This window comes from Streptomyces sp. NPDC102270, assembly GCF_044766405.1.
Classification (GTDB): domain Bacteria; phylum Actinomycetota; class Actinomycetes; order Streptomycetales; family Streptomycetaceae; genus Streptomyces.
In genome coordinates, this window is sequence record NZ_JBIWLX010000040.1 from 1 (window position 1) to 14,244 (window position 14,244).

General features: G+C 70.8%; 19 protein-coding genes. 15 read left to right on the forward strand and 4 right to left on the reverse strand.

Translation table 11 applies throughout. The features are described 5' to 3' along the window. Positions 1–89: 89 nt before the first annotated feature. A complete protein-coding gene (locus ACIRP7_RS43725; RefSeq protein WP_403672041.1) occupies positions 90–440 on the reverse strand; it encodes a VOC family protein in 351 nt (116 codons plus the stop codon). Between the two features lie 57 nt (positions 441–497). Between ACIRP7_RS43725 and ACIRP7_RS43730 the strand changes: the two genes are divergently transcribed. After that, positions 498–962 (forward strand): phage holin family protein, encoded by a 465-nt coding sequence (locus tag ACIRP7_RS43730; RefSeq protein WP_403672044.1) that lies wholly within the window; start codon positions 498–500, stop codon positions 960–962. Between the two features lie 32 nt (positions 963–994). Continuing rightward, positions 995–2,002, forward strand: a complete 1,008-nt coding sequence (locus ACIRP7_RS43735; protein ID WP_403672047.1) for an SDR family oxidoreductase — start codon at positions 995–997, stop codon at positions 2,000–2,002. Positions 2,003–2,021: 19 nt separating this feature from the next. Here the strand turns inward: ACIRP7_RS43735 and ACIRP7_RS43740 are convergent, their stop codons facing one another. Beyond that, the gene (locus ACIRP7_RS43740; RefSeq protein ID WP_403672050.1) at positions 2,022–3,113 is read right to left on the reverse strand and encodes an enolase C-terminal domain-like protein; all 1,092 of its coding nucleotides are present in this window, start codon (positions 3,111–3,113) and stop codon (positions 2,022–2,024) included. 3 nt (positions 3,114–3,116) lie between these two features. Further along, entirely contained in the window at positions 3,117–4,076 is a 960-nt protein-coding gene (locus tag ACIRP7_RS43745; RefSeq protein WP_403672052.1) for an LLM class F420-dependent oxidoreductase, read from the reverse strand. A 149-nt stretch (positions 4,077–4,225) separates the two neighbouring features. Here ACIRP7_RS43745 and ACIRP7_RS43750 point away from each other — a divergent pair, with 149 nt between their 5' ends. Genes ACIRP7_RS43750 through ACIRP7_RS43810 form a run of 13 tightly spaced genes read left to right on the forward strand, consistent with a single transcriptional unit; the run spans position 4,226 to position 14,053 of the window. Then, positions 4,226–5,953: an FAD-dependent oxidoreductase gene (locus ACIRP7_RS43750; protein ID WP_403672055.1), complete on the forward strand. Its 1,728-nt coding sequence runs from the start codon at positions 4,226–4,228 to the stop codon at positions 5,951–5,953. Then, positions 5,950–7,797 carry a transketolase gene (locus tag ACIRP7_RS43755; protein WP_403672058.1) on the forward strand — a complete coding sequence of 616 codons (1,848 nt, stop codon included), beginning with the start codon at positions 5,950–5,952 and terminating at the stop codon, positions 7,795–7,797. Before ACIRP7_RS43750 ends, ACIRP7_RS43755 begins: the two co-directional genes overlap by 4 nt. Further along, a complete protein-coding gene (ligD, locus tag ACIRP7_RS43760) occupies positions 7,794–8,726 on the forward strand; it encodes a non-homologous end-joining DNA ligase (protein WP_403672061.1) in 933 nt (310 codons plus the stop codon). The genes ACIRP7_RS43755 and ligD overlap by 4 nt, the downstream gene beginning before the upstream one ends. A 44-nt stretch (positions 8,727–8,770) precedes the next feature. Continuing rightward, positions 8,771–9,139, forward strand: a complete 369-nt coding sequence (locus ACIRP7_RS43765; RefSeq protein ID WP_356022253.1) for a gas vesicle protein — start codon at positions 8,771–8,773, stop codon at positions 9,137–9,139. 60 nt (positions 9,140–9,199) lie between these two features. Further along, positions 9,200–9,625 carry a gas vesicle structural protein GvpA gene (locus ACIRP7_RS43770; protein ID WP_403672064.1) on the forward strand — a complete coding sequence of 142 codons (426 nt, stop codon included), beginning with the start codon at positions 9,200–9,202 and terminating at the stop codon, positions 9,623–9,625. After that, positions 9,622–10,392: a GvpL/GvpF family gas vesicle protein gene (locus ACIRP7_RS43775; RefSeq protein WP_403672067.1), complete on the forward strand. Its 771-nt coding sequence runs from the start codon at positions 9,622–9,624 to the stop codon at positions 10,390–10,392. The genes ACIRP7_RS43770 and ACIRP7_RS43775 overlap by 4 nt, the downstream gene beginning before the upstream one ends. A 7-nt stretch (positions 10,393–10,399) precedes the next feature. Then, on the forward strand, positions 10,400–10,663 hold the full coding sequence (locus ACIRP7_RS43780) for a gas vesicle protein GvpG (RefSeq protein WP_403672070.1): 264 nt from the start codon (positions 10,400–10,402) through the stop codon (positions 10,661–10,663). Then, positions 10,660–11,364 carry a DNA primase gene (locus ACIRP7_RS43785; RefSeq protein WP_403672073.1) on the forward strand — a complete coding sequence of 235 codons (705 nt, stop codon included), beginning with the start codon at positions 10,660–10,662 and terminating at the stop codon, positions 11,362–11,364. Before ACIRP7_RS43780 ends, ACIRP7_RS43785 begins: the two co-directional genes overlap by 4 nt. Beyond that, a complete protein-coding gene (locus tag ACIRP7_RS43790; protein WP_403672075.1) occupies positions 11,364–12,485 on the forward strand; it encodes an SRPBCC family protein in 1,122 nt (373 codons plus the stop codon). The genes ACIRP7_RS43785 and ACIRP7_RS43790 overlap by 1 nt, the downstream gene beginning before the upstream one ends. Next, positions 12,482–12,820, forward strand: a complete 339-nt coding sequence (locus tag ACIRP7_RS43795) for a gas vesicle protein (protein ID WP_007385866.1) — start codon at positions 12,482–12,484, stop codon at positions 12,818–12,820. Before ACIRP7_RS43790 ends, ACIRP7_RS43795 begins: the two co-directional genes overlap by 4 nt. Next, a complete protein-coding gene (locus ACIRP7_RS43800; protein ID WP_403672078.1) occupies positions 12,817–13,587 on the forward strand; it encodes a GvpL/GvpF family gas vesicle protein in 771 nt (256 codons plus the stop codon). Before ACIRP7_RS43795 ends, ACIRP7_RS43800 begins: the two co-directional genes overlap by 4 nt. Then, positions 13,584–13,772 (forward strand): gas vesicle protein, encoded by a 189-nt coding sequence (locus tag ACIRP7_RS43805; protein WP_007385868.1) that lies wholly within the window; start codon positions 13,584–13,586, stop codon positions 13,770–13,772. The genes ACIRP7_RS43800 and ACIRP7_RS43805 overlap by 4 nt, the downstream gene beginning before the upstream one ends. Beyond that, on the forward strand, positions 13,769–14,053 hold the full coding sequence (locus ACIRP7_RS43810; protein WP_266391822.1) for a gas vesicle protein K: 285 nt from the start codon (positions 13,769–13,771) through the stop codon (positions 14,051–14,053). Before ACIRP7_RS43805 ends, ACIRP7_RS43810 begins: the two co-directional genes overlap by 4 nt. 13 nt (positions 14,054–14,066) lie before the next feature. Here ACIRP7_RS43810 and ACIRP7_RS43815 read toward each other — a convergent pair whose 3' ends face one another. Beyond that, positions 14,067–14,237, reverse strand: coding sequence for a hydrophobic protein (locus tag ACIRP7_RS43815; RefSeq protein WP_069760366.1), 171 nt, complete (start codon positions 14,235–14,237; stop codon positions 14,067–14,069). Positions 14,238–14,244 lie beyond the last annotated feature (7 nt).

Consider the following 14,244-nt stretch of genomic DNA (forward strand, 5'->3'; position numbering starts at 1 on the left):
ATCCACACCGAACCGGAAGGCCCTCATCCGTTCAAGATCCCTCAGTCGAGACCTGGCTCACCTGTCCACAACCTCCCAGGACAGAACAACTAGCCGACGTTGCGGTCCACGTACTCGTACACCACTCCGTCGGGATGCATCGCGATCAGATTGCGGCCCACCGGCGTGGGCACCGGGCCCGCGAGGACACGGGCGCCCAGCTCGCTGAGCAGCCGGTGGGCCTCGTCGACGTCCTTCACCGCGATGGTCGCCGCGACCTTGCGCAGCACCTCCAGTTCGGCCTCCGGGCCGCTCATCAGCAGGAAGCAGCCCACCGCGGCCACGTGGACGCCGCCGCGCTCGAAACGGAGGGCCTTGGCGCCCGCCAGCCGTTCGTAGAAGACGACCGCGGCCTCCAGATCCTCGACACAGACACGCAGCGTGGTTCCCAGAATGTCCATGCGGACGAGCCTAATGGGGCGGCGTTATGCGCACGCCCGTGCGGGTACCCGGCGGCCATGGAGCGCTTGGATCACGTGGAGCATCTGGACAGGCATCTCGTCGAGGAACTGGCGCAGGTGGCGCGCGAGACCGTACGGGACGAGCTGCGCGAGCAGACGCGCAAGCAGCGCCGTACGGCCATGCTGTACGCCGCGTCCGGTGCCGTCGCGCTGTACGCGGGAGCGGCCCTGGCACTGGCCGTGGGCCTCGCCCTCGCCCTCGGGCTGCCAGACTGGGCGGCCGCGCTGATCACCGCCGTGATCCTGGGGGCCGTGGCCTATGCACTGCGTGGAGCCGCCAGGCCCGCCGCGTCCCGGCCCACGGCCGGCCGGGCGGAGACGGTGTCCACGCCGCCGAGCGGGTCCGGGACGCCGATTCCGCCCATGCCGCCGGTCGCCCCCGGGGCGGCGGGCACCCCGGAACCGGGCGTGGCGCCGCGGCAGGACGACACCGACCCCGAGCAGCCGCACCACCGGGCGTGACACGTAGTGCGCGACGCAGGAAGGACACCCGCGTGAAGCACGGCAAGGTCGTCGTGGTGACCGGGGCCAGCGGCGGTGTGGGACGGGCCACGGTCCGGGCCTTCGCCGAACGCGGGGCCCGCGTCGCCCTGCTGGCCCGGGGCCGCGAGGGTCTCGCGGCCGCCGCCGACGAGGTGCAGCGGGCCGGTGGCGAGGCGCTCGTCGTGAGCGTGGACATGGCCGACCCCAAGGCGGTCGACGACGCGGCCCAGCAGGTCGTCGACGGCTACGGGCACATCGACGTCTGGGTCAACAACGCCTTCTCCGGTGTCTTCGCGCCGTTCACGGAGATCACCGCGGACGAGTTCCGGCGGGTGACCGAAGTGACGTACCTGGGCTATGTGTCCGGTACCCGGGCCGCCCTGCGCCACATGCTGCCGCGGGACCGCGGCACGATCGTGCAGGTGGGGTCCGCGCTGGCCTACCGGGGCATTCCGCTGCAGTCGGCGTACTGCGGGGCCAAGCACGCCATCCAGGGCTTCAACGAGTCCCTGCGGTGCGAGCTGCTCCACTCGGGCAGCGGTGTGCGGACGACGATGGTGCAGATGCCGGGCCTCAACACACCCCAGTTCGACTGGGTGTTGAACCGGATGCCCGGGCGGGCGCGGCCGGTGGCGCCGGTGTACCAGCCGGAGGTCGCCGCGCGCGCGATCGTCCACGCCGCCTTCCACGGGCGGCGGCGGGAGTACTGGGTCGGCGGGTCCACGGTGGCCACGCTCATCGCCAACGCGGTCGCGCCGGGGCTGCTGGACCGCTACCTCGCCCGCACCAACGTCGAGGCACAGCAGGAAGAGGGCGAGCACGGCGGTCCCGGGAACCTGTGGGCTCCCGCGGACGGGCCGCACGGGCGGGACTTCGGCGCGCACGGCCGGTTCGACGAGGAGGCCGTGTCCTCCAGCCCGCAGGACTGGCTGTCCCGGAACCGGGGACGCGTGCTCGTGGCCGCCGCGGCCGGTGGGCTGGGCGCCGCGGTGACCGCCGGGCTGCGGCGACGGGGCTGAGCCCTGATCGGGAGGCTCCTCAGGCCACCCGGTACTCCTCCACCTCGTCCGTGCGCAGCGTCAGGCCGTGTCCCACCCCCGCCACCGGGCGGACCGTGCCGCCCGTCGGGTCCAGCGCCCCGTCGAAGAACATGTCCTCGATGCGGACGTGGTCGTGGAACCACTCCAGGTGCCGGATGTTGGGGATCGCGGCGGCGGCCGCGGCATGCGCGTGCGGGGCGCAGTGGGTGGAGACCTCCAGGCCGTGGGCCTGGGCCAGTGCCGCCGCGCGAAGGAACTCCGTCACACCGCCGCAGCGGGTCGCGTCCACCTGGAGACAGTCCACCGCGCCGGCCGCGATCAGGCGGGCGAAGTACGGCAGGTCGTAGCCGTACTCACCGGCCGTGACGTCACAGACGAGTGCGTCACGGACCAGGCGCAGGCCCGTCAGGTCGTCCGAGGACACCGGTTCCTCGAACCAGCCGACGCCGAGTTCCGCCAGGGCGTGGCCCACCCGGACCGCCTGCTTGCGGGTGTAGGCGCCGTTCGCGTCGACGTACAACTCCGCGTCGGGGCCGATGACCTCGCGGGCCGTACGGACCCGGGACAGGTCGCGGGGGACCGCCCGGCCCCAGCTCTCGCCGATCTTCAGCTTGACGCGGGGGATGCCCTGACCGTGCACCCAGCCGTTGAGCTGCGCGGCGAGATGCGTGTCGTGGTACGTCGTGAAGCCGCCGCTGCCGTAGACGGGAACGCGCTCGCGGACGACGCCGAGCAGGCGCGCCAGCGGGAGTTCCAGGAGGCGGGCCTTGAGGTCCCACAGGGCGATGTCGAGGGCCGAGATCGCGCACGCCGCGATGCCCGGACGGCCCGCGTTGCGGACCGAACGGCACATCGCGTCGTGCAGCGCGGGGATGTCCAGCGCACTGCGGCCCTCGACCAGCGGTCCGAGTTGCTCGGCGAGGAAGTCACCGACCGCGGCCGGGCCGTAGGTCCAGCCGGTGCCGGTCTCCTCACCGGTCGTCACCTCGGCGATCACCATGGTCGTGGTGTCCCAGGCGAACGTGCCGTCGGCCTCGGGGGCGTCGGTCGGCACCGTGTACACCGAGACGACCGGCCGGTGCAGTTTCATCGTTCACCCCTGCTGGAGCTGGGGCAGCACCTTCGTACGGTAGAAGTCGAAGAAGCCGCGCTGGTCGGGGCCGATCTGGTTGACGTAGACGCGGTCGAAGCCCGCGTCGGCGAAGGCGCTCAGCGCGGAGACGTGCTCGTCGACGTCGTCCCCGCACACCGCCTTCTCGCGCACCATGTCCTCGGTGACCAGCGGCTCCAGCTGTTCGAAGTGGCGCGGCGACGGCAGGATCTGGGCCATCTCGCCGGGCAGGAACTGGTTGAACCACAGCTTGCGGACCGTACGGACGCACTCGTCGCGGTCGATGCCGTAACAGACCTTCGTACCGCCGATGACCGGCTTGCCGGCCCCGCCGCCCTTGCGGAACTGCTCCACCATCGACTCGTCGGGCATCATCGTGATGAAGCCGTCGCCGACCCGGGACGCGAGCGCCGTGGCCGCCGGGCCGAAGCCGGAGATGTCGATGGGGACGGGCTCGTCGGGGATCGTGTACAGGCGGGCGTTCTCCACCGTGTAGTGCGTGCCGTGGTGGTTGACCTCCTCGCCCGTGAAGAGACGCCGCATCACCTGGATGGACTCCTCCAGCATTTCCAGGCGGATGTGCGCGGGCGGCCAGACATGCCCGAGCACATGCTCGTTGAGGGCCTCGCCGGAGCCGACACCGAGGCGGAAGCGGCCGTTCGTCATGACGGCCGAGGTCGCCGCGGCCTGCGCCACCACCGCCGGGTGGATCCGCACGGTCGGGCAGGTCACCGCCGTCTCGATCGGCAGGGACACCGCCTCCGAGAGCGCGCCGATCACCGACCACACGAAGGGACTCTGGCCCTGCGCGTCGTTCCACGGGTGGTAGTGATCGGAGATCCACAGCGAGCTGAAGCCCGCCTGCTCGGCCATCCGCGCCTGTTCGACGAGGTCGGCGGGACCGAACTCCTCGCACGACAGGAAATAGCCGTATTCGGGCATGGGGGGTACCTCCGGCGGTTCTGGCGGTTCCGTGATGAGAGGGGCCCTGTCCGAGTACCCGGTGGCCCGTACGGAAACCGGCGTTTGGGTGCTCCGGCCAGGGGGACGCGGAAGGCTCCCGAGGTACGCGACAGCCCCGGAGGCGAACCGTGAGTCGACCCCGCATCGTGATCGTCGGTGCCGGCTTCGCCGGGTACCGGACGGCCAAGGAACTGTCCCGAAAAGCCCGCGGCAAGGCCGACATCACCCTGCTCAACCCGACCGACTACTTCCTGTATCTGCCCCTGCTGCCCCAGGTCGCCGCCGGGATCCTGGAACCCCGGCGGGTGACCGTCTCCCTCTCCGACACCCTGCCGCGGGTGCGGCTGGTGCTCGGCGAGGCCGACGGCATCGACCTGGACGCCCGCACCGTCCACTACACCGACCCCGAGGGCACCGGCGGCACGCTCGTCTACGACCGGCTGGTGCTGGCCGCCGGAAGCGTCAACAAACTCCTGCCCGTCCCCGGAGTCGCCGAGCACGCGCACGGCTTCCGGGGCCTGCCCGAGGCGCTGTACCTGCGCGACCACGTGACCCGGCAGATAGAACTCGCCGCGACCGCCGACGATCCCGCGACCTGCGCCGCCCGGTGCACCTTCGTCGTGGTCGGCGCGGGCTACACGGGCACCGAGGTCGCCGCGCACGGGCAGTTGTTCACCGAGGCGCAGGTGCGGAGGCACCCGCTGCGGGAGGGCATGCGGCCGCGCTGGATCCTCCTCGACACCGCGGAGCGGGTCCTGCCCGAGCTCGACAAGCACCTGTCCCGCACCGCCGACCGCACGCTCCGGGAACGGGGCGTGGAAGTGCGGATGGGCACCTCCGTGAAGGAGGCCACGCCGGACGGCGTGCTGCTGACCGACGGCGAGTTCGTCCCGACGCGGTCGCTGGTGTGGTGCGTGGGCGTACGGCCCGATCCGCTCGCCGAGTCGCTCGGACTGCCCCTGGAGCGCGGCCGGCTGCTCGTCGACCCGAACCTGCAGGTGCCGGGACGGCCCGAGGTGTTCGCGTGCGGTGACGCGGCCGCGGTGCCCGATCTGGACAACCCGGGCCAGTACACGCCGATGACGGCGCAGCACGCCTGGCGGCAGGGCCGTACGGCGGCCCTCAACGTCGCCGCCTCGCTGGGCGCCGGGGTGCGCCGCCCCTACGAACACCGGGACCTGGGCTTCGTCGTGGACCTCGGCGGAGTGAAGGCCGCGGCCAACCCGCTGGGCGTCCCGCTGTCCGGCCTCGCGGCCGGTGCCGTCACCCGCGGCTATCACCTCGCCGCGATGCCGGGCAACCGTGTCCGGGTCGCCGCGGACTGGCTGCTGGACGCCGTACTCCCGCGCCAGGCCGTCCAGTTGGGACTCGTGCGGTCCTGGTCGGTACCGCTGGACACCGCCTCCCCGGAGCTGGCACGGATGCCCGCACGGCCGACGGCACGCCAGGAGGCCGAGGCCCGCTCGGGGCCCGGGGCGGCGACGGAGGAGGACACGAGGCCGGACAGGCCCGCACCCGAGCAGGCCGGGCCCGAGCAGGCCACGACCGTACACGCCGATCCGGAGGAGCCCGTGGCCGTACAGAGCGATGCGGATGAGCCGACGGTCGTGGCGAGCGCGGGCGAGGCGGTGATCGCGGAGGCGAAGGCCCGCGAGGCGGCCGATCAGGACCCGCCTGAGCGGCAGCCTTCTGGGCAGGAGCTGTCAGAGGGACGGGCACCCGAGCAGAAGGCTCGGGAGCCCGCGAAGAGCCAACCTGGCCCCGAACCCGCCAAGAACCAACCCGGCGGTGAGCCGGGTCAAGCACCCGGCCCCGTCGAGCGCGCAGACACGGACCCCGCAGAAGGAGACTCATGAACACCGGTGAACTCGTCGAACTCGCCCAGCAGTTGCGCGTGGACAGTGTCCGCTCATCGGCCGCCGCGGGCTCCGGCCACCCGACCTCCTCGATGTCCGCCGCCGACCTGATGGCCGTACTCCTCGCGAACCACTTCCGCTACGACTTCGACCGCCCCGACCACCCCGGCAACGACCGCTTCGTGCTGTCCAAGGGGCACGCCTCGCCGCTGCTGTACTCCGCGTACAAGGCGGCCGGCGCCGTCGACGACGAGGAGCTGCTGACCTTCCGCAAGCTCGACAGCCGCCTCGAAGGACACCCGACCCCGCGCAAGCTGCCCTGGGTCGAGACGGCCACCGGTTCGCTCGGCCAGGGGCTCCCCGTGGGCGTCGGCATCGCGCTGTCCGGGAAGCGGCTGGACCGCACCGGTTACCGCGTGTGGGTGCTGTGCGGCGACAGCGAGCTCGCCGAGGGCTCGATCTGGGAGGCCGCCGAGCACGCGGGCCACGAGCACCTCGACAACCTCACCGCGATCGTGGACGTCAACCGGCTCGGCCAGCGCGGCCCCACCCGGCACGGCCACGACCTCGACGCCTACGCCCGCCGCTTCCAGGCCTTCGGCTGGCACACCGTCGAGATCGACGGACACGACGTGGACGCCATCGACCGCGCGTACGGCGAGGCCGAGTCCACCAAGGGCCAGCCCACCGCGATCCTCGCCCGCACCCTCAAGGGCAAGGGCGTCGCCGACATCGAGGACCGCGAGGGACTGCACGGAAAGCCGCTGAAGAACGCCGACGACGCCATCGAGGAGCTCGGCGGCGTACGCGACCTCCACGTCCAGGTGCAGGAGCCGCCGGCCGCCCGCATCCTGCACGCCGTCCACGGCGGGCACCTCGAACTGCCCCGCTGGGACACCGGCGAGGAAGTGGCGACCCGGGACGCCTACGGGCAGGCCCTCGCCGCCCTCGGCACCGGACGCGGCGACGTCGTCGCCCTGGACGGCGAGGTCGGTGACTCCACCCGTACCGAGCTCTTCGCCAAGGAACACGCCGACCGCTACTTCGAGTGCTACATCGCCGAGCAGCAGATGGTCGCGGCCGCCGTGGGACTGGCCGCGCGCGGCTGGGTGCCGTACGCCGGAACCTTCGCGGCCTTCCTCACCCGTGCCTACGATTTCGTGCGCATGGCCTCGATCAGCGGGGCCGGCCTCAACCTCGTCGGCTCGCACGCGGGCGTCGCCATCGGGCAGGACGGACCCAGCCAGATGGGTCTGGAGGACCTGGCGATGATGCGGGCGATCCACGGCTCGACCGTGCTGTACCCGTGCGACGCCAACCAGACGGCCCGCCTGATCGCCGACATGGCCGACCTGGACGGCATCCGCTATCTGCGCACGGGCCGCGGCGAGAGCCCGGTGATCTACGGCGCCGACGAGGAGTTCCCGATCGGCGGCAGCAAGGTGCTGCGCTTCTCCCAGAGCGACCGGCTGACGATCGTCGCCGCGGGCGTCACCGTGCACGAGGCACTCGAGGCCGCCGAGGCGCTGGACCAGGAGGGCATCCGCGTCAGGGTCGTCGACCTGTACTCGGTCAAGCCCGTCGACCGGGAGACCCTGCGGCAGGCCGCCGAGGACACCGGCTGCCTGCTGACCGTGGAGGACCACCGCGAGGAGGGCGGTCTCGGCGACGCCGTCCTCGACGCCTTCACCGACGGCCGGCCCGTACCGCGCCTGGTGCGCCTCGCCGTCCGCACGATGCCCGGCTCGGCCTCGCCCGACGAGCAGCTGCACGCCGCCGGCATCGACGCCGAGTCGATCGCGGCCGCCGCACGGCTGTTGGTGGAGCAGGCGATCGTGCCGTGAGCGGGGACGACGTACGGACCGTACGCGCGGGAAAGCACACCGTCGAGGTGCACCGGCCGGACAAGGTGCTCTTCCCCGGCGGCGACGGCGCCAAGGAGTACACCAAGGGCGATCTCGTCGACTACTACCGGTCCGTCGCGCCCTTCATGCTGCCGCATCTGCGGGGCCGTCCGCTGATGCTGGAACGGCATCCGGACGGTGTCACCGGCCCCCGGTTCATGCAGAAGAACACCCCGGACTCCTACCCGGAGTGGATCGGCCGCGTCGAGGTGCCGAAGGAGGGCGGCACCGTCTGTCACACCGTCTGTGACGACACCGCCACCCTCCTGTACCTCGCCGACCAGGCCTCCCTCACCCTGCACCGCTGGCTGTCCCGGGTCGGGAGCGTCGAGCGGCCCGACCGGATGGTCTTCGACCTCGACCCGGCCGGGGACGACGACTTCGCCGCGGTGCGGGAGGCGGCCCAGCTGCTCGGGGAACTGCTCGACGAGCTGAAACTGCCCTCGGCGCTGATGACCACCGGCTCCCGCGGGCTGCATGTGATCGTGCCCCTCAACGGCCGGCACGACTTCGACGAGGTCCGGGAGTTCGCCAGGGACGTCGCCGACACCCTGGTCGCGGGGCACCCCGACCGGCTCACCACCGCCGCCCGCAAGAAGGACCGCGGCGACCGCCTCTACCTCGACATACAGCGCAACGGCTACGCGCAGACCGCCGTCGCACCCTTCACCGTGCGTGCGAAACCCGGGGCGCCGGTGGCGACCCCGATGGCCTGGGCCCAGCTGGACGATCCCGGCCTGGACGCCCGTCGCTGGACCATCGCCGACGCGGTCGAACAGGCCCGCACCAATCCCTGGGCCGGGGTCATGGCCAAGGGGCGCGCCCTCGGTCCCGCCCGGCGCAGGTTGAACGCCCTGATGCCCTCTTGAAGGTTTGGCGAAGGAACGAGCGGCCACCCGAGGTGAGAGGTGCCATGTCGAACACAAACAACTCATCCGAATCACCGAATTCACGAAACTCCCGCAAAGGGACAGAAGAGGACACGGAAGAGAACGTGGCGGAGAACCGGCGGCCGAAGCCCATGGAGGTGCTGCGCAACGCGCGCACCCAGCTGGCCGAGCTGACCGGCATGGACGCCGAGAACGTGTCGTCCTTCGAACAGACCGAAGACGGCTGGTCGCTCGAGATCGAGGTCCTCGAGCTGTCCCGCGTGCCCGACACGATGAGCCTGATGGCGAGCTACCAGGTCGAACTCGACCCGGAAGGCCAGCTCACCGGCTATCGGCGCGTTCGCCGTTACGAACGCGGGCGCTCGGACGCACAGAGGCAGGGCGGCCGCTAGACGGCTCCGCCACGCAGACATCCGTTCACCAGCACACACAGAAAAGGAGGCGCGGTCGACATGACCGTTGTCCCGGCACAACAGGGCGGTGGCGGAGGCGGCTCCAGCGGCCTCTACGACGTTCTGGAACTGGTCCTCGACAGGGGTCTCGTCATCGATGCGTTCGTACGGGTCTCTCTGGTCGGCATCGAGATCCTCAAGATCGACGTACGGGTCGTGGTGGCCAGCGTCGACACGTATCTGCGGTTCGCCGAGGCGTGCAACCGGCTCGACCTGGAGGCCGGGCCCCGCAAGGACCCCGGCCTGCCCGACCTGGTCGGCGAGATGACCGAGTCCGGCGCCCGCGGCAAGTCCAAGGGAGCGCTGTCCGGTGCCGCCGAGACCATATCCGGTGCCTTCAAGCAGGCTCGTGAGGAAGGTCAGACGGAGTCCAGGCCGCGCGCCCGCAAGACGACGTCCTCGCGCCGGAAGGAGGAAGAGGAGTGAGCACGTACGTCTACGGCATCACTGCCGCTTCCCACCCCACGCTGCCGGAGAACCTGGTGGGCGTCGGTGACCCCCCGCTGCCGGTGCGGGTGCTCAAGGAGGGCGAGCTGGCGGCCATCGTCAGTGACTCCCCCGAGGGGCTGCGGCCCAAGCGCCGTGACCTGCTCGCCCACCAGAACGTGCTCAGCGAGGCGGGCGCGGAGGGCTGCATCCTGCCCATGCGGTTCGGCAGCGTGGCCCCCGACGACGGCACCGTCACCGGGGTGCTCGCGGAACGCCAGGAGCACTACAAGGAGCGCCTGCGGACCCTCGACGGCAAGGTCGAGTACAACGTCAAGGCCACCCACGACGAAGAGGCCGTACTGCACCGCGTGATGTCCGACAACCCGGACGTCCGCGCCGTGGCCGAGGCCAACCGGAAGGCGGGCGGCGGCAGTTACGACGACCGTCTCCGGCTCGGCGAGATGGTCGTGGCGGCGGTCAAGGCCCGCGAGGCCGAGGACGCCGGTGAGGTGCAGCGCGTCCTGGAACCGGTCGCCGACGCGATCAGCGTGGGCCCCGAGTCCTCGGGCTGGCTCGCCAACGTGTCCTTCCTCGTGGAGCGCGACGCTGCCGCGTCCTTCCTGGAGGCGGTGGACGAGCTCCGCAAGGCCCATCCGCACCTGGACCTGCGGGTCAACGGCCCGCTGCCGCCGTACAGCTTCGTCGACCCGGGCCCGGGCGAGCCCGCGGGCACCACCGTCGGCATCGACCACGCGGCGGAGTGAGGCGGCCATGGGTCTCATAGGAGAGGTGCTGTTGCTGCCGTTCGCCCCGGTGCGCGGCAGCGGCTGGGTGATCAGACAGGTGCTGAACGAAGCGGAGCGCCTCTACTACGACCCGGCCACGGTCCGGGCAGAACTCGCCCGGCTCGAGGAGCGACTCGAGGCGGGCGAGATCGACGACGAGGAATTCGATCGACAGGAGGACGAACTCCTCGAACGACTGGAGATCGGCCTGCGCGGCGGCGCGGGGACTGGCGACGGGACGATGCGATGAACCGAACGGGACTGGGCCTCGCCGTAGGGGCCGGATACCTCCTCGGACGTACCAAGAAACTGAAACTGGCGTTCGCCGTCGGCACGCTCGTGGCCGGCAAGCGGATGCATCTGAGCCCCAAGGCGGTGGCCGACCTGGTCTCCCAGCAACTGCTGAAGAACCCGCAGTTCAAGGAGATCGGCGACACGCTCCGCGAGGACCTGCGAGGCGTAGGCAAGGCCGCCTCCGGTGCCATGGTGGAGCGGCAGATCGACGCGATCGCCGACCGGCTGCACGGCCGTACCGCCCAGGTCCGCGACCAGCTCTCGGGCGTGGCGCCCGACCTCTCCGAGGACGAGGACGACGAGTCCGAAAGGGACGAGGAGCCCGAGGAGGAGGAGACTGGGACCGCGGAGGCCGACGCCGACGAGGAGCCCTCGGACGAGGACGAGGCCGACGAGGCCGACGACGACGAGGCCGACGAAGAGCAGGAAGAGGCTCCGGCGCCGGCGAAGAAGACCGCCAAGAAGGCCCCGGCCAAGAAGTCGGCCGCGAAGAAGGCGCCGGGCCGCACGCCGCCCGCGAAGAAGGCGGCGCAGAGCCGGGGCGGCACGGCCGGCAAGAAGACCGCGGCCAAGAAGACGGCCGCCAAGAAGGCGACCGCGGCCAGGGGCGCCGGCCGGAGTACCCGCGCCCGGCTGCCGAAGGGAGGCGGTGAGTGATGACCGAGACACTCGGGTCCGCCCGTGACGCCACCGACAAGGCGAAGAGCAATCCGCTCACCGACATGGCCCACAGCGAGGCGGCGGACCGGCTCAAGTCCGAGCTGCAGGAGTACGTCTCCGCACAGGCCCAGCGCCTGCTGGTCGGTGTCGGCCGCAAGCTGGGCGAGACCACCGGCAAGCTGAACGACATCGCCGAGGGCAACAGCCCCGGATTCGCCAAGCTGGCCCTCGACGGCGGCCGCAAGCTCGCCGAAGGCAAGGGGCCCGTGCGCAGCGCGGTCGAGCTCGGCGTCTCGAACGCCAAGGACAAGGTGGTCGGCGCCTTCAAGAACCTCGGCGGCGGCAAGGGCAAGCGCAAGCGCGGGTCCGGTCAGAAGCCCACGGTGATCATCGAGTTCATCGACGTCGGCGTCGATCTGCGCACGGCCTACGACCAGTGGACGCAGTACCAGGACTTCTCCACCTTCGCGAAGGGAGTCAAGAGCGCGAACCGCGCGGACGACACCCACAGCGACTGGCAGATGAAGATCTTCTGGTCCAACCGCAACTGGAAGGCCACCACCACCGAGCAGATCCCCGACGACCGGATCCAGTGGACGTCGGAGGGCGCCAAGGGCACGACCAAGGGCGTCGTCTCCTTTCACAGGCTCGCCGACAACCTCACCCGCGTCCTGCTGGTGATCGAGTACTACCCCCAGGGCCTGTTCGAGAAGACCGGCAACATCTGGCGCGCCCAGGGCCGCCGGGCCCGACTGGACCTCAAGCACTTCGCCCGCTTCATCACCCTCAAGGGAGAGGCGGAGGACGGCTGGCGCGGCGAGATCCAGGACGGCGAGGTCGTCAAGAGCCACGAGGACGCGGTGGCGGAGGAAGAAGAGGCCGAGGCCGAGGGCGCCGAGGAAGAGGGCGAGGACGAGCAGGAGGGCGCGTACGCCGAGGACGAGACCGAGGAGGAGCCCGAGGAGGAGGGCGAGCCCGAGGACGAGTACGAGGAGTACGACGAGGAGGAGGAGCCCGAGGAGGAAGCCGAGGACGAGGCACCCGCGGGCGAGGAAGACGTACCCGAGGAAGAAGAGGAAGAGGACTACGAGTACGCCGAGGGCGGGAGCCGACGATGAGCATGCCCAGCCGGCTTCCGGATCCCTACGGCCAGGGGAGCGGAGCCAACCTGGCCGACATCCTGGAGCGTGTGCTGGACAAAGGCATCGTCATCGCGGGAGACATCCGCATCAACCTGCTCGACATCGAGCTGCTCACCATCAAACTGCGGCTCATCGTCGCCTCGGTCGACAAGGCCAAGGAGATGGGGATCGACTGGTGGGAGGACGACCCGGCGTTGTCCTCCCGCGCCCGTCGTGACGAACTCGCCCGGGAGAACAGCGAGTTGCGTGAGCGGCTCGCGCGTCTGGAGGAGCTGGAGCCCAGCCGCCGTGCCGAGGAGGAGAGTTCATGACCGGACTGCGGTACGTGTACGCCGTCTGCCATCCCTTCGGTACCCCGTTGCAGGCCCAGCTGGCCGGGGTGGCCGGCGATCCGCCCAGACTGCTGCACCACCACGGCCTGGTGGCCGTCGTCAGCCACGTGCCGGAGCGGGACTTCGCCGAGGAGCCGCTCCGCAGGCATCTGGAGGACCTGGAGTGGCTGACCGGGACCGTGCGCGCGCACCAGAGCGTGATCGACGCGCTCACGGTCGTCACGACCCCGCTGCCGCTCCGGCTCGGGACCGTCTTCCGTGACGACAGCGGCGTCCGGGTGATGATCGAGGAACGCGAGGAGAGCTTCCGGCGCACCCTCGACCGGCTTCACGACCGGGTGGAGTGGGGCGTCAAGGTCTACGCCGAGACGGCGGCCGCGGACCGTGCGGAGCCCGCCATGACACCCGAGAAGCCGGTCTCGGGCCGGGACTACCTGCGGCAGCGCCGCCAACGAGTGCGTTCGCACGAGGAGATGTGGCAGCAGGCGGAAACCTTCGCGACCCGGCTGCACGAAACGCTTTCCCGGTACGCGGAGGACGCGCGGCTGCACGCCCCGCAGAACCCCACCCTTTCCGGGGCCTCGGGGCAGAACATTCTGAATGCCGCCTATCTTGTGCCGCGCGGTGATTCCGAGGAATTCGTGGAAATGGTCGACCGTACCAAGGGCGAGGTGCCGGGAATGCGGGTGGAACTCACAGGACCCTGGGCGGCCTATTCCTTCGCGGGGGAGGAACAACAGCCGTGACCGTCATCGAACGCCGCGAGGTGGCCCTCGTCGACCTGCTCGACCGGCTGCTGGCCGGCGGGGTCGTCATCACGGGGGACATCACCCTGCGCATCGCGGACGTCGACCTCGTGCGCATCGACCTGAACGCGCTGATCAGCTCGGTCAACGCGCAAGTCCCCTCACCGTGGGAGGAGTTGCTGTGACGACCCGACGCAACCGGCTGGACCTGGAGCCCGACACGGTCGAGCGGGACCTGGTCAAGCTCGTCCTGACCGTCGTGGAGCTGCTGCGGCAGCTCATGGAGCGCCAGGCGCTGCGCCGGTTCGACGAGGGCGACCTGAGCGAGGAGCAGGAGGAGCGGATCGGGCTCACCCTCATGCTGCTCGACGACCGCATGACCGAGCTGCGCGAGCGGTACGGACTGCGGCCCGAGGACCTGAATCTGGACCTCGGGCCGCTGGGACCGCTGCTTCCCCGGGAATGAGATCCCGGGAAGGTCACCACCTGTACCAGCGACCCCTGCTTCCGCCCGACGTCGTCCCGCGCATCAGGAACCCCAGCAACCACAGCACGAGCACAGCCAGTGCGATCCACCAGAGAATCTTCACTGCAAAACCGGCGCCGAAAAGAATCAGCACCAGAAGCAGCACGAGCAGGATGGCAATCATGATGAAC